This is a genomic window from Rhodoplanes elegans (genome assembly GCF_016653355.1).
Taxonomy (GTDB): Bacteria; Pseudomonadota; Alphaproteobacteria; order Rhizobiales; family Xanthobacteraceae; genus Rhodoplanes; species Rhodoplanes elegans.
This window is the reverse complement of record NZ_NHSK01000076.1, coordinates 1-17703: the sequence shown is the minus strand read 5'-3', so window position 1 is coordinate 17703 and position 17703 is coordinate 1. Positions and strand designations below refer to the sequence as shown.

The window sequence follows — 17703 nt, the reverse complement described above, 5'->3', positions numbered from 1 at the left end:
TCATCTCACTGACGTTAGCGGATCGGAGCCGAACGGTCCTCGCACCCGTCACGGCCCGGCCGGTGTGGCGGAGGGGTCAGGCGCCGCGTCCTGTGGGGAGAGATATCGCATCACCACGACGAAGAACACCGGCACCCAGAACACCGCCAGCACGGTCGCCGTGATCATGCCACCGAGCACCCCGGTGCCGAGCGCCTGCTGGCTCGCCGCACTCGCACCCGAGGCGATCACCAGCGGCACTACGCCGAGGATGAAGGCGAGCGAGGTCATGACGATCGGTCGGAAGCGCAGCTCGGCCGCCATTATGGTCGCCTCGATCAGCGGCGTGCCGCGAGCCCGCAGGTCCTTGGCGAACTCGATGATCAGGATCGCGTTCTTGGCCGACAGCCCGATGATGGTGACGATCCCGACCGTGAAGTAGACGTCGTTGGGCAGCCCGCGCAGCCACGCCGCCGCCACCGAGCCGACCAGGCCGAGCGGCACCGCGAGCATCACGGCGAACGGGATCGACCAGCTCTCGTAGAGCGCCGCGAGGCACAGGAACACGAACAGGATCGACAGGCCGAGCAGGAACGCCGCCTGCGAGCCGGCGAGCTTCTCCTGCAGCGACTGACCGGTCCAGGCGTAACCGAAGCCACCCGGCAGGGTGCGCATCAGCCGCTCCATCTCGGCGATGGCGTCGCCGGACGTGTAGCCGGGCGCCGGGCTGCCGGTGATCCGCACCGCCGGATAGCCGTCGAAGCCGACCACCTGGGTCGGGCCGATCACCCAGGCGACGCGTGCGAAGGACGAGAACGGCACCATCTCGCCGGCCTTGTTGCGGACGCTGTAGGTCAGGAGATCCTCGGGCACCAGGCGCTTCTCGTCGCCGGCCTGCACGATCACCCGCTGCATGCGGCCGCGATTGAGGAAGTCGTTGATGTAGCTGGAGCCGAGATTGGTCGACAGCGCGGCGTTGATGTCGGCGAAGGTGACGCCGAGCGCCGCCGCCTTGCGCCGATCGATGTCGAGCCGCACCTGCGGGGCGGGTGGCAGCCCCTCCACCACCAGCTCGCCGAGCACCGGCGAGCGCTTCGCCGCGGCGAGCAGTGCATCCTTGGCGGCGATCAGGGCCTCGTAGCCGCGCTGGGAGCGGTCCTGCAGGCGGAAGCTGAAACCGCTGGTGGTGCCGAGATTGGCGACCGGCGGCGGCGCCAGCATCGACACCTCGGCGTCGCGGATCTTGGCGAACTCCGGGTTCAGGCGGGCGATCAGCGCCGCGGCGCTCTCGTTCGGGCCGCGTTCCGACCAGTCCTTCAGGGTGACGAAGGCCTGCGCCGTGTTGGCACCCTGGCCGAAGAAGCTGAAGCCGGTGACGAACGTGACCTTGTCGACGCCGGGCGTCGCCGCCAGCGTCTTCTCGACGCCGCGCACCACGTCGAGGGTGCGAGCGGCGCTGGCGTCGGCCGGAGCCAGCACGTCGACCATCACGAAGCCCTGGTCGTCGACCGGCACGAAGCCGCCGGGCAGCCGCCAGAACGCCCAACCGAGGCCGGCCAGCAGCACGACATAGACCAGCATGAAGCGCCCGCCGCGCGCCACCATCCAGCGCGTCGCCGCGCCGTAGCGCCGGGTCGCCCGGTCGAGGCCGCGATTGAACCAGCCGAAGAACCCGCGGGTCGCGTGCCCGTGGCCCTTCTCGACCGGCTTCAGCAGGGTGGCGCAAAGCGCCGGCGTCAGCGACAGCGCCAGGACGGCCGAGAAGCCGATCGACACCACCATGGCGGCAGAGAACTGCTGATACATGATGCCGACCGAGCCGGGGAAGAACGCCATCGGCACGAACACGGCCATCAGCACCAGGGTGATGCCGATCACGGCGCCGGTGATCTGCTCCATCGCCTTCTCGGTCGCGGCGCGGGGCGAGAGCCCCTCCTCCGCCATGATGCGCTCGACGTTCTCGACCACCACGATGGCGTCGTCGACCAGGATGCCGATCGCCAGCACCATGCCGAACATGGTGAGCACGTTGATCGAGAAGCCGAGCCCGAGCAGCACGGCGCAGGTGCCGAGCAGCGCGATCGGCACCACGATGGTGGGAATGATGGTGTAGCGGATGTTCTGCAGGAACAGGAACATCACGAGAAACACCAGCACCACGGCCTCGGCCAGGGTGAGCAGCACCTTCTTGACCGAGGCGGCGATCACCGGCGTGACGTCGTAGGAGACCTCGTACGTGACCCCGGGCGGAAAGAAGGCGGCGAGCTCCGCCATGCGGGCCTTGACGGCCTCGGCGGTGGCGAGCGCGTTGCCGGTCGGCGCGAGCTGCACGGCGACCGCCGCGGCCGGAAGCCCGTCGAGCCGGGTGGCGAACGAATAGGACAGCCCGCCGACCTCGATGCGGGCGACGTCGGCGAGCCGCACGGTCGAACCGTTCGGATTGGCCTTGAGGACGATCTCGCCGAACTCCTCCGGCGATTCGAGCTGGCCCTTCACCAGCACCATGTTCTGCAGGCGCTGCCGGGCCGGCGACGGCTGCACGCCGAGCAGGCCGGAGGCGACCTGGGAATTCTGCGCCGCGATCGCGGTGTCGACGTCCTGGGCGGTCAGGCCGAGGCCCAGCAGCTTGTCGGGGTCGAGCCAGATGCGCATCGCCCGCTCGGTCGAGAACAGCCGCACCCGCCCGACGCCAGCGAGTCGGCGCAGCTCCGGCAGCACGTAGCGGGTGGCGACGTCGCCGAGCCCGACCTCGTCGAGGCTGCCGTCGGTCGAGGTCAGGGTGACGAATTGCAGGATGGCGCTGCTCGCCTCGGTGATAACGATGCCCTGCTGGCGCACCGCCTCGGGCAGCCGCGGCTCGATCCGCTTGATGCGGTTCTGCACGTCGACCGACGCCTGGGCGATGTCGGTGCCGGGCTTGAACGACGCGATGATCTCCACCTCGCCGGTGGTGTCGCTGGTCGACTCGTAGCTGAGGATGCGGGCGGCGCCGTTCAGCTCCTCCTCGATCAGGCGGGTGACGCCGAAATAGAGGTTCTGGGTCGAGGCGCCCGGATAGACGGTCGAGATCGAGATCGAGGGCGGCGCGATGGTCGGGTACTGCGCGACCGGCAGGAACGGCAGAGCCAGCGCGCCGGCGAGGCAGATGAAGATCGCCACCACCCAGGCGAAGATCGGGCGGGCGATGAAGAAGCGCGACATCGGGACGGTCTCCGGAGGCGGGCGTGGCGATCAGTTCGGCGCGGCCGGCGGGCCGCTGCCCGGACTGCGCCAGGGCACCGGCGTCACGGCGTCGCCCGGCGCGAACTTCTGGAAGCCGTCGACGACGACGCGCCAGCCCGGCGTCAGCCCGTCCTCGATCAGCACGCCGCCGGCGAGGGTGCGTCCCGCCCGCACCGGGTGCAGCATCGCCCGCCCCTCGCCGTTGACGACGAACACGGCACTGCCGCCCGCCGTCGTGCGCTGCACGGCCTGGGCCGGAATCACGATCCCGTCGGTGTCGATCGCCTCCTCGATCTGCACCCGCACATACATGCCGGGCAGCAGGTCGGCGTCGGGATTGGGGAACTCGCCGCGCAGCGTCACCTTGGCAGTGCCGGGATCGACGCTGACGTCGGAGAACAGGAGCCGGCCCGCGTGCCGATAGACCGCGCCGTCGTCGAGCAGCAGGCGGACCCGTGCCGCCTCCGGCGACACGCTCTTCAGGCGGCCTTCGGCGAGATCGCGCCGAAGCTGGTTCAGCTCGCCGACCGACTGGGTGAAGTCGGCATAGATCGGGTCGAGCTGCTGGATGGTGGCGAGATGCGTCGTCTCGTTGGGGCTGACCAGCGCGCCCTCGGTCACCAGCGCACGGCCGATGCGGCCCGTGATGGGCGCCCGCACGGTCGCCCAGTCGAGATTGAGCTGGGCCTGGCCGACCGCCGCCTTCTGGGCCGCCACCTCGGCCTCGGCCTGGCGCTCGGCCGCGACCGCCAGCTCGTACTGGGCCTGGCTGGTGGCCTGGGCGGGCAGCAGCGTCCGCAGCCGGTCCTCCTGACGAGAGGCCTGGTAGAGCACCGCCTCGGCCTTGGCGAGCGCCGCCTTGGTCTTGTCGAGCTCGACCTGGAAGGGGGCGGGATCGATCCGGTACAGCACCGCCCCGGCCTCGACCACGCTACCCTGCTGGAAGCTGCGCTCGACCACGATGCCGCTCACCCGCGGCCGCACCTCGGCGATGCGCATCGGCGTGATCCGGCCCGGCAGCTCCTTGGTGAGCGTCACGCTGGCTGCCTGGACCGTGACGACGCCGACCTCGGGCCGCGCGGACGGGGCGGCGGCGGGCACGACGCTCGCGTCGCCACAGGCCGTCAATGTCGCGGCGAGCGCGGCGGCGAGCGCGCGGAGGGACAGGCCGGCGGACCCGGCGGGTTGGCATCTCGGCATCGGCACGACCTCGGGCAGTCAATCGGCATCGGCTCAGAAATTCCAAGTCGTAGCCGCACGCGGCGTCATGCGGCCGCCACGGCTCGTCGATCGTCTGGACGGATCAGTCGCGCACGCCGGCCTCGTCTGGCGGTTTGGCGTTGGTACGGAGATCGGCTCACGTTGGATCACGCGCAAGCCCGGGTACCCGGACGCAAGATGTCGCAGCCGCGTCCGTTGGCGCCCGGCGACGCATCCACTGCACCACGCGGTCGAGAAGGCGGACGGCATCAGCTCCACAAGGAAAGTCGGTTCAAGAAGGCCCTCGGCCGCTGAGGAAGTCGAACGCACATGCGCGGGACGGTCCGTCAGATTCAAACGAGTATAGCGGAACAGCGTTGCCCGCCGGATGTGCCGATGCGTGGAGGGGCAGCCCGTGTCTGCGCGACTGGCCTCAGAAAGAGGACCGTGGCCGAGGCCGACTGCCGCGATGTCGAACCGCGGGCCAACGACGCCCGGTATGGGAGCGGGCTGGTTTCGGTCGGCGCAAAAGCCGATGTCCCGTGAGTAGACTTTGGTTCAACGAGGTTGCGAATAAGGCGCCTTGGCGAGCGCAAGAATCATTCGTTCGCCCGGGCTGCGAGCGGCCAGCGAATGGTGTTCGCAACAAAGCCCAGCGCCAGTGACCGCGAACGGGGCGGCCCGACGGTCTTCGAAGACGGATTTTTCGATGACGGCCGTATACCGCCGGCTGCAACGTCCTTTTGGTGCGATTGGTGAGCGTATTTGTCCGCTACAGTTGGTTCAGTCGGTCGAAATCGCAGAAGCGTCGGTCCGCACGTGGATCATGCTCGTTGCAGAATTCTCAACTGAGGAATGGCAGCTCCGCTCCCCGAAAGCTGGTGGGTCAATTCCTGGCCTCGGCCGCTGTCTCGGAGAGCGGCGTTGCCCCCTGTCCCTCGACCTCGACGGAGACCTCGTGGATGAAGCTGTGTCCCTTGGCGACGCGACGGCCGAGGGCGTCGACGAAGGCCTGGTAGCGTTCGGTGCCGGTGGCCCTTGCGGCCGCCCAGGCGGCGTCAGGGATCGGTGGGGTGGCGGTCAGCCAGAACCGCACGAACAAACCGACGGCTTCGCTAGAGATTCCGACGTCGCGCGTCAGCCGGTCGATCTGCCGGCTCAGACGGTCGAGTCGCCGTGCGAACGCGGCCTCGCGGCGATCCTCGGCATCGGGCGACAGGAACGAGGCGACCGCGGCCTCGACGATCAGGGATCTCGACAGGTTCCGCCGGGCCGCGAGGTCGGCGACCTTCTGCAGGAGCTCCGCCTCGAAATACACGTTCATGCGCGTCTTCATGCAACGCTCCTTCAGAGATCGATGCCGTCGTTCGGGTCCATGGCGGCCTGCCGGGCGGTTCCGCGCATGCGTTGCCCGAGTCCATCGGTCGGCGGCGGGACGTCGTCCACGTCCTCGTCGATCAGATCGAACTCGCGCCTCGCTGGCGGCGTCTCGGGGACGATCGCCTCGTGCTCGGGCAGCTCCGGCTCGCGGCGGATGCCGGCATTGTCCGGGTCGCTCGCTCGGGTGAGAGACCCGGCGGCCGAACCGTTCGCGGCAGGAGACGGCGGGATCAGGTCACGGGAGCCCGTCCAGTCGTCGGCCTGTGCTCGGGTTCGGCCGCCGGGACCGCCCTTCCCGGCCGCAGCCGAGGGGGGCGGCATCAGCCGCGCCGAAAGGCGTCTGTCCTCGTAGTAGCGGGCCTTCTTGGCGCGGATCGGGGGCAGGCCGGCGACGAGAACGAGCTCGTCGGTGACCGGCAGCTGCATGACTTCGCCGGGCGTAAGCAGAGCCCGGGCGGTCTCCTGGCGGCTCACCATGAGATGCCCGAGCCAGGGCGAGAGCCGATGGCCGGCATAGTTCTTCATGGCGCGCAGCTCGGTCGCCTGTCCGAGCGCGTCGGAGACGCGCCGGGCGGTCCGCTCGTCGTTGGTCGCGAACGCGATGCGGACATGGCAGTTGTCGAGGATCGCATTGTTCGGCCCGTAGGCCTTCTCGATCTGATTGAGCGACTGGGCGATCAGGAAGCTCGTGAGGCCATAGCCGGCCATGAAGGCGAGGGCCGACTCGAAGAAGTCGAGCCGACCGAGCGCCGGGAACTCGTCGAGCATCAGGAGGAGCCGGTGACGGCGGCCCTTGGGGTCGAGCTCCTCGGTCAGCCGCCGGCCGATCTGATTGAGGACGAGACGGACCAGCGGCTTGGTCCGGCTGATGTCGGAGGGCGGCACGACCAGATAGAGGGTCGCCGGGCGATTGCCGTCGACGAGGTCGGCGATCCGCCAGTCGGAGCGGCACGTCACCGCGGCGACCACCGGATCGCGGTAGAGGCCGAGGAAGCTCATTGCGGTCGAGAGCACGCCCGAGCGCTCGTTCTCGCTCTTGTTCAGAAGCTCGCGGGCGGCCGACGCGATCACCGGATGCGGGCGGTCCCCGAGATGCGGCGTTACCATCATGGCCCGCAGCGTCAGCTCGATCGGGCGGCGCGGGTCGGACAGGAAGGTGGCGACCCCGGCCAGCGTCTTGTCGGGCTCGGCATAGAGGACGTGAAGGATCGCGCCGACCAGGAGCGAGTGGCTGGTCTTCTCCCAGTGGTTCCGGCGTTCGAGCGCCCCTTCCGGATCGACCAGGATGTCGGCGACGTTCTGGACGTCGCGCACCTCGGCGTCGCCGCGCCGGACCTCGAGCAGCGGATTGTAGGCGGCGCTCGCCGGATTGGTCGGGTCGAACACGTGGACCCGGCCGAAGGTCGCGCGCCACCCGGCGGTGAGGCGGACGTTCTCGCCCTTGATGTCGTGGACGATGGCGCTACCCGGCCAGGTCAGGAGCGTCGGCACGACGAGGCCGACGCCCTTGCCGGAGCGCGTCGGCGCGAAGCAGAGCACGTGCTCGGGTCCGTCGTGCCGCAGATAGGCGCCGCCGAGCCGGCCGAGCACGACGCCGTTCGGGCCGAGCAGCCCGGCGGTGCGCACCTCCCGCTCGGTCGCCCACCGGGCCGAGCCGTAGGTCGCGGCCTCCTTCTCCTCACGGGCCCGCCACACCGACATCCCGACCGCGATGGCGATCGCGAGGAAGCCACCAGAGGAGGCGATGACGGCGCCCTCGAGGAAAATCTTCGGGGCATAGGCGTCGAACCGGAACCACCACAAGAAGAACTCGGGCGGCGGATAGAGGGGAACACCGAAAGCCACGGTCCAGGGCTGGCCGAGCTGGGGCTGATAGGCGAGCCGCCAGGCGGTCCACTGCGTCGCGCCCCAGGTCGCGGCGAGCACGATCAGCGAAACGACGAGGACTTGGCCCCAGAGGATCTTTGTCGCAGACACGCTTGGTTCCTCAGCCGTGATGCTGCGACTAGACGAGCGTGGTCGACGGCCTGCAACGGGCCGCGTGGCGTCGTCGCACAGTGGCGAACGCGGTCGTGCAATGACCGGGGTCGCCAGAGCGGCGTGGAAACGAGATCGATCCGAGAGGCGACCGACTCACGAGGCCGAAGCAGCCATCAGATGCCGAGGCCGCGCTGTCGGCCGAGCGTCCAGTCGATGCCTCCGGCTCGGACGAGGCCAGAGACCTGCCGCCCGATGTGCGGCTCGAGCGACGGCCGCCACGGCACGAGCGCGAAGCCGAGCCCATCGTCGATCATGGCGAACCGACCCGAGGCGAGGGTCAGGCGCTGGCGATAGACGCCAGCGATGGAGTCGCCTTCGGCGGGCGCGCGATGAGCCAGTCCGGTCTCGGCCGTGATCCGGGCCGCTGCGGCATCGAGGTCACGCCGCCGCAGCGTGGCGAGCAGATCGCGGGCGAACACGACGCGACCGCCCTGGCGACGCGCCAGCCCCTCCCCGACCAGACGGTCGACGCGCCGGTCGAGCGCGTCGCGCACCTCGCTGCCGAAGCCGCCCTCGGACAGCGCCGCCTTGTCGCGCACCAGGAGCTGGTGGTCGAGCCAGGTCGCGCCATTCGCCGTCACCTGGGCCTCGAGCGTCAGATCGGACCGCACGCTCAGAATCCGATTTGCCCTGCCCCCGCCGTCGGCCTGCAGGTGCCGCACGGCCGCGATCCCGCCGACCGGCGGGGCATGCTCCAGCCGGTCGAGGTCGGGAAAACGGACATGGTGGAGCCTACCGTCGACGCCGTCGATCACGGCATAGGCTTCGCCGCCGAGCTCGTCGTGCAGACCTCTGGCGATCAGGTGTCCGGTAATCGTCGGTCGGTCGTTGTGGTCGTGGATCATGTAGTCGCCGATCGGGCGTTCGATCCCCCGCTCCGCGGTGGCACGATGCATGACCTCGATGATGTCGCGGCGGGCGGCGAGGTCGCGAAGCGTGCGCTCTGCATCGGGAACGACGGACCACCGGGCAGCCCCCTCGGGCCGGGCGAGCCCCATCTGTTCCAGCCGCTGCAGCCGGCCGATCATCCGCCGGCGGATCTCCGGATCGGTCCCGCTCCCGGCTGACATCCGCAAGTCGATCAGCCCGGCTTCGTCGGCGTGACGCAGCATGGCGGTGTCGAGCCGGGTCCAGCGGTCCACGCCGATGTCGCGATCGAGCGATGCCCACATGTCCCGCTCGGTCTTGGGGCCGAGCTCGATCGTAACGAGGTGCTCGGCGCGCTCCCGCATGCCGCGGGTGATGTAGTCCCGGCTGATAACGAGGTCGCGGCCGTCCTCGGCCTGGCCACGCACCAGAAGATGGACGTGGGGGTTGTCGGTGTTCCAGTGCTCGACCGCGACCCAGTCGAGCCGGGTCCCGAGGTCGCGCTCCATGTCGGTGAGGAGGTCGCGCGTGAACGCCTTCAGGTCGGTCAGGTCGGAGGCCTCTTCCGGACTGACGATGAAGCGGAAGTGGTGGCGATCGCCCGCGCACCGTTCGACGAAGCTCTTCTCGTCGGTGTCGCCGCCGGCGTCGAACATCCGCGCCCTCTCACCGTCCCGGCCCACGCCCTCGCGCCGGAGGTACGCGACATGGGCGGAGAGCGGCGCTGCCCGGAAGGCCTGGCCGCGGTGGCGCATGATGCGCGCCTTGACCAGGACCCGCCGCGTCGGGTCGAGAAGCCGGCGTCCACCGAAAGCCACGCCGCGTCCGCGCCCAAAGGTCGAACCTCCCGACCACGGCGACCGGCCCGGTCGTGAACGCTTACCGACATGCCCCGCCTTCTGCGCGGCAGCGAGGACCTGGCCAACGAACGTCTTGGGTCTCGCGCGGACACCGCGATCGCGGATGCGGCCGGGCCGGACTTGCAGGTCGTCGGATCGACGATCCTTGCTCACTGCCACCGTCCCTTCTGCTCAGTGCCGCGGACGTCCTTGTGACGGCTCGTGAATCTCCGTGCAGCGGCACGCCGACCGACCGATGGCACCGCCGATCGCCGAGCCCTGGCAAGGGCTTGGCGAGACCGGCGTGCCGCGCCTTTAATCTTGCAATCCTTCGGTCGTGGCGTCCTCACCCCTGTCCTCCCGCATTCTTCACGACAGGCTGCGATCGGATTCCGACAGTCCCCGATCGGCGATCAGGGTTCCCGCCGTGACGAGCGAGCGACGAACAGGCCGTCGGCCGGCGGATTGTCGGCGCGTGGTCCGACATTCGGTTTGCGGTCCCGCTGCACGGAATCGGGTGCTGGGCCGGCGATCGATCGTCGCTCGGACGGGTCGCCGGACGTCGATCGGGGCAGCGGGAACAGGCCACTGCTCCACCCACGCTCGCGGTCGTCCGCAGCCGATAACGTCCGGGACGAAGGGACTTCGGATGCGGGCGCGTCGAGGTCGAGCACCATGTCGCGGAATGCGAGGCCGGTGTCCTCCGGCATGTCGAAGTCCGGCGCATCCCCGTTGGCGACCGATGCTCGCACAGCGGCCGCAAACCTCGTATCGGGGCGTTCCCAGGATCCGCGATAAGCCGCAAGCGCACATGAGGTCGGGTCGACGTCCGTGCGCCCGCTCGCCTCGCACCGCGTCCGGAGTTGGACGATCTGGCGCGCTGCGGTCGCGATGTTCGGACAAGGCAGGAACGTCATCATGGTCACGGCGGACGGCGCAATGGACAGACCCGTCAGGCCGACCCGGACGGCAGCGGCAACGTGGACGGCGCGTGCTTCGGCCACGACGTCTCGCACCTTCCGAAAGATGCGCGGCTCGACCTCGCCCGGTATGGTGAAGGACCACGGCTCGCCACCGGACTGATGCCAGACCAGCGCATGCATCACCTTCGGATCGACACCAATCGAGCACAGGGCCACTAACGTCACGAGGTCCATGACTGGTCACTCGGGAGATGCACGGAAGTGTGTCCGAAGCACGCTGCCGACTTCGTCAGGAAGACGCGCGATGTCGAAATTGGCGAAGGAATCCGCGCGCATCATTCCTCCGACACCCAGACCGGGATCGCACGCCCAACGACACTGCTGACCGGCAGAGGCCCGAAGTAGCGTCCATCGAACGACAACGGCTCGTCCCAGTTCATCAGGAAGACCTCGCCGTGGCGCAGGACACGACAGCCGTCCCAGCTCGCCAGTGGTCGCCCGTGCCGGTCGCGTTCGAGCGCTTGCCCCATGGCGAGGGCGTCGACCGCGATCTCGAGCCCGGTCCGGCAAACCGTCTGTCCCGGCAGTGCGAGCACGCGTTTGATCAACGGGACGCCAGCCGGGAGAGCGCCGCGCTCGGCGAGTTCCTTGGCGAGCGGTTCCGGCGGCACGGCGACGACAAGGTCGGTGACGGCGAGCTTGCGCGCCGGCTCGACGGCGTAGAGCCCGGTCGGGACGCTCGCCGACACGTTCCAGACGAAGGACGGGCGCGGCTTCGGACCAATTGTCGAAAGGACCACGATCGCAGCCGTCGCGGTCGTGGCGATGATCAAAAGCCGCCCGCTCATGGCTGCACTCTCCGGCGATGGAGCCAGGCCTTGTGCTGGTCGCGCGTGTAGGGCCGCACCTGCTCGTTGACCGAGAGGCGGTTGTGAACATGACGCCAGTGCTCGGGCGCGACCTCGACCGGATCGATCCCCTGCGCCTCGATCGGGTCGATCACGCGCAGTGCCTTCTCGACCTTCGGCCAGCCGGACAGATGCAGCAGGATGTCGGCGCCGGGATGAATGGTCGGTAGGGTCGCGTAGCGTTCGCGCGGCGAGACCGCACGCAGGATCATGATGCGCGAGGCGACCGTGCCGTAGTCGTTGGCGACCCATCGAACGACCGCGAAGACGCTGTTCGGCTCGAAGCTGACGATGCGGCAGCTGCGGTCGACCGGATGCTCCTCGACGATGCGACCGAACCGTATCCACGACTCGACGCGCTTGGCCATCCACACGAGCTCGACATGCGTGAGGCTGGTCATGGCACGCCCCCCATGCATGACGACGGCGTCCCGGCGGCGCGACGGATGGTCTCGGCGCCGCGACAAGAGCCATCGGTTGCATCGATCCCTGACGATCGAAGGACATTTTCGGGTGGAGCTGAACTACAGGTCTTCCGACATAGGACTCGCATGCTGAAGAGACCTCGTTCGATTGGTTTCGATCTCCAGACGAACCGCGTCACGCCTGAGACGACAGGGTCCGGCTGCGTGGCGCTGTGTTCGTCGGATCGGGAGCGTCGTGCGGGGCTGGCGCGGCGCAGGCGTCTTCGCGATGTCAAACCGCGACGTGATTGCCGCACGGCGCGACGCTCATCGGCGCGACGGAGTCCCCGGCCGGACGGCGTTCTGTGCAGCGCCGCGCTTGGCCGGATGAACGGTCCCGACACCCGGATCCGAGGTCGAGCTCTTCGTCGCGAGATCCGTCCAGGCCTTCAGATCCTCGAGCGCGTAGACGACGCGACCGCCGATCTTGCGGTACTTCGGACCCGTCCCGTAGGTGCGGTGCTTCTCGAGCGTCCGGCCGGACAGGCCGACGAAACGCGCCGCCTCGGGCGTGCGCAGAAACCGCGGCGGCAGGCCGGAAAGAGGATCGGGCATGGCGGCTCTCCATCGTGGCGATGACCACCGCCGGACATCGGCGGCGTATCGGCATCACGATGGCGAAGCACAGCCGCGGAGGGGGATGGCGAAGAAGGCCCGCACGGGTTGCGCCACCCCGCGACGACGTGCTCGCTCGCGAATGGGTGTCGTTCGGTCGCCGTGTCAGCGGATACCGAGCGCCAGCACGAGGTCTCAGCGCGAACGCACGAGGAGCAGGTCGAGGTACCCGCCGCGCATCAACTTGGTTCCGAAGCGGACGAGGCGGATGGTGCGGTCACGCAGGTCATGCGTCTTCCATGCCCGGCCTTTCGGGACACGCGCGTCGCCGAACAATCCAGCAGCGATCGAGCGATAGGCATGTCCGGCCAGCCGACCATCGAGCGCGCGCAGCGACAGCGCGAGGCGCTGTCGGCGCTGCCGGGTGAGAGGATCTCTTCGGAGAGGAGCCCGGTGTCCATTCAAGGCGCGCCACAGCTGAAGTGCGGCCTCGATCCGGGCCGGGAAGCGCGCATCGAGCGGGATCAGGGCCGCGGCCGCGCTGCTCGTCGATACTCCCTCCGAGAGCACGAGAGACACGCGACGACCGCCTTGGTCGGCCACCGCATAGGTGCCCTCGCTCGTCGTTTCCCGGACCGTCAGCGGCAGCGAGGCGATCGTTTGCGCGTCGCCAAAGCTCAGCGGCGCGGGCGCGAGAACGATAACGTTCGGGTCGAGACGCGGAAGCCAGACGACGGCAGCCTCATCGGCGCTCTGCTCGGGATCGACCGCGAAAGGGCAGCCCCCAGCGACGACCAATCGTCTTGTCCGGAGTGGCGGGACGTTCGAGGGCCTTGCGATAGTCGCGCTGGTAGGTGGGATTGCGCCGCAGGAATTCCCATGCGAGGTCGGCGGGATCGAGATCGGCAATGTAAACATAGGCGGCCGGCGACCGCCAATCGGAACCGATCGGCATCCGCGATCTCCGTACGTCACGCGACAAACGTGCTCACATGCAGACGGTATTACTCAGAGTCGGCACGACAACGTGGCGATTCTACGAATCGAAAATCAAGAAGTCAGAGGGATGCAGGGCAGGTTAGAAGCAGATTCGAACCGCGGGCAATCGAGATACATTCAGAACTTCTGATAGATATGGCTCTCCGTACGCGATCGTCGCATCGGTCTGATCACGAGATGCGGGGTAATTCGTGGTCAGCGCGATCTCACTCTGTCTAGAAGATGGCGATAACCGTGCTCCGTCATCCACTTGGCCCGGCTCAGATGGGAGTCGAACGCACGTCGTGCGCGCTCGGGCTCTCGGACCGCATCCATGTCGAGAACGATTTGCGCCACCTCGCGCCAGTCGGCACCATCGGCTTCGGCGTCGAGGAGCCGAAGATAGACGACCATGTGGCTCTCGTCGTACGCCGTCAGGCCCTCGGCGGTCGGAGCCAGGTCGGCGATCGATGGGGCTGGCGTCTGCTGGGACATCGTCGGTTCCTCACAACGCTCCAACGGACGAGGGCGAGCGGCGGCGAGAGCTGAGCAAAAGCGGCGGGTACTGGCAATCGCGCGCTCGTTGTACCTCACCGGCTCGACCAGGATACGACGCAAATCCTGCCGAGGGCATTTTGCCGAGTATACTCCGTGGTGAAATACTCTACAACGCGCTGCCTTCTCGGCCATGGAGATCCGAGAGGTGCTGGCAATCAACCTGAGACGGCTGCGTCAGGCACAGGGCCTGTCGCAGGAGGAGCTGTCACATCGCGCCGAGATCGATCGGACCTATGTCAGCTTGCTCGAGCGCTGCGTCCACGCCGCCTCCATCGACGTCGTCGACAGGCTCGCGACCGTGCTCGGCGTCGAAGCTGCCGACCTGCTCCAGAGACCTCCGGCATCCGCAGACGACGACGCTTCGGCTGAGTAGCCCGGCATCCACGCAGGCGCCTCACGCCATGCGGCTCTTCCCTTCCGTTCCTGCTCTCACGCGCCGACGACCTCGGCGCGTTCCCTGCGCGGCCGCTCTTGCGGCCGAGTGGCCGCGAGCGCCCCGCCGCGGGCGGGGCGCTGCCGGGCCGGCGCGTCAGTCGCTGACGCGGCGCGACCAGATGAGCGAGAGGCCGTCCTCGCCGTCGACCTCGACGAGCGAGGCGTAGATCGGGGTCGCGAAGCTCGGATCGTCGAGCTTGACCGAGAGGTACTCGCGGCCCTCGGCCGACGTCTTCTTCCAGGCGGCGCCGAACTCGGTCCGGCCGGCGAAGATGCGGAAGTCGGGGGCCTTCTCGTTCGTCTTCTCGACCGGCGCGATCCGCGCCTTGACGTTGAGGGTCAGCGTCTTCACCGCGCCGGTGTAGTCGCCGTTCTCGGACTTCTTGAAGGTGCCGATGGTCGCCATGGTGGTCTCCTGTCTCGGTTCCGGGTCGCGCCGATCGCGGCCTCGATGGCGATCGAACGGCCGGGGGCGATCGGACCGCACCGCTCGCGGCCGCAGCGAAGCGGAGGACGGCGCGACGGCGACTTTCTTGTCCCGCGAGGAATGCCGCGCTTCGAGACCCCGCTCGCGGGGCGCGCGGCAGGGGAAGAAAGTCGACCGGCCGCCGTTGCGGGCAGACGATCGAGGCGCAGCCGCCCCTCGGCCAGATTCGTCCATCCGAGATCCGCGTGGCGCACCCCGGACAGAGTGCCAGGAGACGTGGCAGCACCTCGCCCCGCAAGAGCCCGGATCGGCACGGCGTGTGAAGACCTGCGCCGTCGAACCGACGGCGACGCATCGGATCGAGAAGGCGACATCAGGTCCTCGCGTCACAAATTCGGCCGGTCCTGGTGTGCATGGAACGGCCGGGCCAAGGCGCGGTGGCCGCGATTGTTTGACGGTTCGATGACAGCCTGTGGCGATCCGCTCGTGACAGACCAGACGAGCCGGGTCGGTGGGCTTCGATGAATCTCAGCGATCTGGCTGCGGAAGTCTGAAGCCAGCGCACCCCGAAGTGAGAGCCGCTCGGCCGGGGGGCGCCTCAGGTTCGAGAATCCCGGGTCGCCTTTGCGGCCTGATTGGCCTGGGAGACGCGTCCGACCTTCGACGGCGGCAGGGGTCACGCGGCGGCACCTGCTGTGCAGCGACCACCGGGCGCGGTATTTGGGCCGGCGGGTTGGGTGCGTCAGGATGTCAGGGAGAGTGCATGGTATTTTTGATCTTGAGTGCAAGCAGGCTGCACAGTAAAGGCTCTTGAGCTGGGAGGCGGGATCTCCCGACAGAAATGGCATTCTAGACCCCTCCCTTTGGCAAGTGCTAGGCAGGGCTCAGGCGCCACCATGTTCAACAGATCGGTCTGGATCAGCGGCGGCATCCTGCTGTGCGGTGTGGCGCTGACCACCCTTACGGCCACAGCATTAGTCCGCTCGCATGAGGCCGTCGTCCAGAGCCAACGCGAACGGGCGGCGTCCGGCTATGCCGAGCTTCTTCGGAATCACCTGCAGAACCGGGAGACGATCGCCCGGACCGTTGCCGCGACGTTCTACCCGCCTGAAAGCTTCCAGCCCGGCGCTCTCGCGCCGCTCCGGAACCGCCTTCTGGTTCTGCTGCCGCACATCAATTCCATCGTCTGGATTCCCCGCATCTCGCCCGGCGACATCCCGGCTTTTCTGGCAGCAGCCCGCATCGCCTATCCGGCCGCTGGCCTCATGGGCCCCGGGAGGGCCCCGGCCCCTCCGGAGGCGCTGAAAAGCGATTTCTATGCCGTCCTGGACATCGAGCCCTCTACTCCTGCTAACCTGTCCAGCCTGGGTCTCGTCATAAGCTCCCTACCCGGCCCGGGCGCAGCGCTGCAGAAAGCGGCCGCGCGCTCTGACATTGTCGCGACCCCGCCCTTGGAATTGGTTCAGCTTCCGGGCGTGCTGTCGATTGTTGCTTACGTCCCGCTCCGGAAGGCCGGCGAGGAAAAAGGGCCACTCGTCGGTTATCTCGGCTTCGGCTACCGGCTCGACCGCCTCATCGGTTCGGTCTTGAACGACGTAATCGGCCCTGACGAAGGACTCCGGGTCCGCGATATGGAGGCCGCTCACTCCGGCGACCTGTACCGGACAGGAAGGATAAATCAGACCGGAGACGACATCCGCGTTCCCATCAGTTTTGCCGGACGAAATTGGGAACTCACCTACTCCGGTCGAGGTCCGACCGTGAGCAGATCACCCCTGCCCTGGCTCGCCTATATGTCCGGCGGTGCCTTCGTCAGCCTGTTGCTCGCGACTGCCTTCTTTGCCGTAACGCGCTCGTCCGAGCGTCTACAAGCGGAAAAGACCGCCCGGGAACGCGCGATGCGTGAGCTGGCCATGAGTGAAGCGCGGGCCACGACGGTTCTGCGCCACGCGCCGGTCGCCATCCTGATCGCCGAGGCGCCTACAGGCCGGATCGTCTACGGCAACGACTCGGTCGAGAAGATTTGCGGTTACGACTTCAGTGACTTCCAGTCTGTTCAGGACTACGGCAAGCAGCAGGCGTTTCACCCTGACGGGCGTCCCTACCACGCCTCGGAGTGGCCGCTGGCGCGCGCCATTACGCAAGGCGAGATCGTAGAGGCGGAAGAAATCGGCATCACCCGAAGCGATGGCAGCCGCGCCTTCATCTCCGTCAACGCGGCCCCGATCAGGGATGAGCAAGGGAACATCATTTCCGCCGTCGTGGCGTTCGTCGACATTACCGAGCGCAGGCGCCGCGACGTTGAAAAAACGGAGGAGGAGGAAAAGCGGCAACTGGTAATGCGGGAACTTACGCACCGCATCAAGAACCTGTTCGCCGTGGTGCAGGCGATGGTGCGTCAGATCGCCCGGAACAGCGACTCCGTCCGGGCCTTCGAGGACGGGTTCACGGGCCGCCTGCAAGCCCTCTCCTTCGCCCACGATCTGCTCGTCGGCCAGAACTGGCAAGGAGCTCCGATCGAAGACGTGATCCGCGCACAGCTTCGTGCCTTTCTCGACGGCGCCTTTTCCCGGGTCAGTCTGCAGGGGCCGCCTCTCTGGGTGAACCCGGCAGCAGCCCAGCATCTCGGGCTGGCCATGTTCGAGCTCGCCACAAATGCAGCAAAGTACGGCGCCCTATCGACCCAGGAGGGAACCGTCTCTGTCGAATGGACAGACCCCGCCGATGGCTTCCGCATCGTAACCACTCACCCCTTTGGGGCCGCCGTCAACATTGTAGCAGCGCGATCGAGCGCACCACGGCTCAGCGTGGCGCGGATGGCGTCGAGGGCGCCGATGGCGCGGCGGCGAGCGGTTTCGAGCACGGATCGAACGTCCGCGTAGAGGTGGGCGCCCCACTCGGACCGGAAGCCGTTGGTCACCTTGCGGA

The 17703-nt window shown here is 68.1% G+C and carries 15 protein-coding genes; 2 read left to right on the top strand and 13 right to left on the bottom strand.

What is annotated here, in order from left to right; all coding sequences use genetic code 11:
* Positions 1–48: 48 nt before the first annotated feature.
* The 12 genes from CCR97_RS09565 to CCR97_RS09510 form a co-directional block, all read right to left on the bottom strand.
* Positions 49–3180, bottom strand: coding sequence for a multidrug efflux RND transporter permease subunit (locus CCR97_RS09565; RefSeq protein ID WP_111355212.1), 3132 nt, complete (start codon positions 3178–3180; stop codon positions 49–51).
* 30 nt (positions 3181–3210) lie between these two features.
* Positions 3211–4401, bottom strand: a complete 1191-nt coding sequence (locus CCR97_RS09560) for an efflux RND transporter periplasmic adaptor subunit (RefSeq protein WP_111355213.1) — start codon at positions 4399–4401, stop codon at positions 3211–3213.
* 886 nt (positions 4402–5287) lie between these two features.
* Entirely contained in the window at positions 5288–5737 is a 450-nt protein-coding gene (locus CCR97_RS09555; protein WP_111355214.1) for a CopG family transcriptional regulator, read from the bottom strand.
* 11 nt (positions 5738–5748) lie between these two features.
* Positions 5749–7758 (bottom strand): conjugal transfer protein TraG, encoded by a 2010-nt coding sequence (locus tag CCR97_RS09550; protein WP_111355215.1) that lies wholly within the window; start codon positions 7756–7758, stop codon positions 5749–5751.
* A 176-nt stretch (positions 7759–7934) separates the two neighbouring features.
* A complete protein-coding gene (locus CCR97_RS09545; RefSeq protein WP_111355216.1) occupies positions 7935–9701 on the bottom strand; it encodes a relaxase/mobilization nuclease domain-containing protein in 1767 nt (588 codons plus the stop codon).
* A 239-nt stretch (positions 9702–9940) separates the two neighbouring features.
* A complete protein-coding gene (locus tag CCR97_RS09540; RefSeq protein ID WP_111355217.1) occupies positions 9941–10684 on the bottom strand; it encodes a hypothetical protein in 744 nt (247 codons plus the stop codon).
* Between the two features lie 101 nt (positions 10685–10785).
* Positions 10786–11298 carry a S26 family signal peptidase gene (locus CCR97_RS09535; RefSeq protein WP_111355218.1) on the bottom strand — a complete coding sequence of 171 codons (513 nt, stop codon included), beginning with the start codon at positions 11296–11298 and terminating at the stop codon, positions 10786–10788.
* Entirely contained in the window at positions 11295–11759 is a 465-nt protein-coding gene (locus CCR97_RS09530) for a DUF2840 domain-containing protein (protein WP_111355219.1), read from the bottom strand. The genes CCR97_RS09535 and CCR97_RS09530 overlap by 4 nt, the downstream gene beginning before the upstream one ends.
* 330 nt (positions 11760–12089) lie before the next feature.
* Positions 12090–12377 carry a helix-turn-helix transcriptional regulator gene (locus CCR97_RS09525; protein WP_111355220.1) on the bottom strand — a complete coding sequence of 96 codons (288 nt, stop codon included), beginning with the start codon at positions 12375–12377 and terminating at the stop codon, positions 12090–12092.
* 195 nt (positions 12378–12572) lie between these two features.
* Positions 12573–13175 (bottom strand): DUF2285 domain-containing protein, encoded by a 603-nt coding sequence (locus tag CCR97_RS09520; RefSeq protein WP_244670347.1) that lies wholly within the window; start codon positions 13173–13175, stop codon positions 12573–12575.
* Positions 13120–13332 carry a transcriptional regulator domain-containing protein gene (locus CCR97_RS09515; protein WP_111355221.1) on the bottom strand — a complete coding sequence of 71 codons (213 nt, stop codon included), beginning with the start codon at positions 13330–13332 and terminating at the stop codon, positions 13120–13122. The genes CCR97_RS09520 and CCR97_RS09515 overlap by 56 nt, the downstream gene beginning before the upstream one ends.
* A gap of 239 nt (positions 13333–13571) precedes the next feature.
* Entirely contained in the window at positions 13572–13850 is a 279-nt protein-coding gene (locus CCR97_RS09510; RefSeq protein WP_111355222.1) for a DNA -binding domain-containing protein, read from the bottom strand.
* A gap of 193 nt (positions 13851–14043) precedes the next feature.
* On the opposite strand from CCR97_RS09510, the gene CCR97_RS09505 reads away from it, so the two are divergent.
* Positions 14044–14286: a helix-turn-helix domain-containing protein gene (locus tag CCR97_RS09505; protein WP_111355223.1), complete on the top strand. Its 243-nt coding sequence runs from the start codon at positions 14044–14046 to the stop codon at positions 14284–14286.
* A 156-nt stretch (positions 14287–14442) separates the two neighbouring features.
* On the opposite strand, the gene CCR97_RS09500 is transcribed toward CCR97_RS09505, so the two are convergent.
* On the bottom strand, positions 14443–14754 hold the full coding sequence (locus tag CCR97_RS09500; protein ID WP_111355224.1) for a DUF736 domain-containing protein: 312 nt from the start codon (positions 14752–14754) through the stop codon (positions 14443–14445).
* 917 nt (positions 14755–15671) lie between these two features.
* Between CCR97_RS09500 and CCR97_RS09495 the strand changes: the two genes are divergently transcribed.
* Entirely contained in the window at positions 15672–17657 is a 1986-nt protein-coding gene (locus CCR97_RS09495) for an HWE histidine kinase domain-containing protein (protein ID WP_146618609.1), read from the top strand.
* Positions 17658–17703 lie beyond the last annotated feature (46 nt).

Excerpts from the sequence above, each read along its gene's own strand:
- CCR97_RS09565 (WP_111355212.1), bottom strand. The coding sequence starts at position 3,180 with ATGTCGCGCTTCTTCATCGCCCGCCCGATCTTCGCCTGGGTGGTGGCG.
- CCR97_RS09560 (WP_111355213.1), bottom strand. The coding sequence starts at position 4,401 with ATGCCGAGATGCCAACCCGCCGGGTCCGCCGGCCTGTCCCTCCGCGCG.
- CCR97_RS09555 (WP_111355214.1), bottom strand. The coding sequence starts at position 5,737 with ATGAAGACGCGCATGAACGTGTATTTCGAGGCGGAGCTCCTGCAGAAG.
- CCR97_RS09540 (WP_111355217.1), bottom strand. The coding sequence starts at position 10,684 with ATGGACCTCGTGACGTTAGTGGCCCTGTGCTCGATTGGTGTCGATCCG.
- CCR97_RS09535 (WP_111355218.1), bottom strand. The coding sequence starts at position 11,298 with ATGAGCGGGCGGCTTTTGATCATCGCCACGACCGCGACGGCTGCGATC.
- CCR97_RS09530 (WP_111355219.1), bottom strand. The coding sequence starts at position 11,759 with ATGACCAGCCTCACGCATGTCGAGCTCGTGTGGATGGCCAAGCGCGTC.
- CCR97_RS09525 (WP_111355220.1), bottom strand. The coding sequence starts at position 12,377 with ATGCCCGATCCTCTTTCCGGCCTGCCGCCGCGGTTTCTGCGCACGCCC.
- CCR97_RS09515 (WP_111355221.1), bottom strand. The coding sequence starts at position 13,332 with ATGCCGATCGGTTCCGATTGGCGGTCGCCGGCCGCCTATGTTTACATT.
- CCR97_RS09510 (WP_111355222.1), bottom strand. The coding sequence starts at position 13,850 with ATGTCCCAGCAGACGCCAGCCCCATCGATCGCCGACCTGGCTCCGACC.
- CCR97_RS09505 (WP_111355223.1), top strand. The coding sequence starts at position 14,044 with ATGGAGATCCGAGAGGTGCTGGCAATCAACCTGAGACGGCTGCGTCAG.
- CCR97_RS09500 (WP_111355224.1), bottom strand. The coding sequence starts at position 14,754 with ATGGCGACCATCGGCACCTTCAAGAAGTCCGAGAACGGCGACTACACC.
- CCR97_RS09495 (WP_146618609.1), top strand. The coding sequence starts at position 15,672 with ATGTTCAACAGATCGGTCTGGATCAGCGGCGGCATCCTGCTGTGCGGT.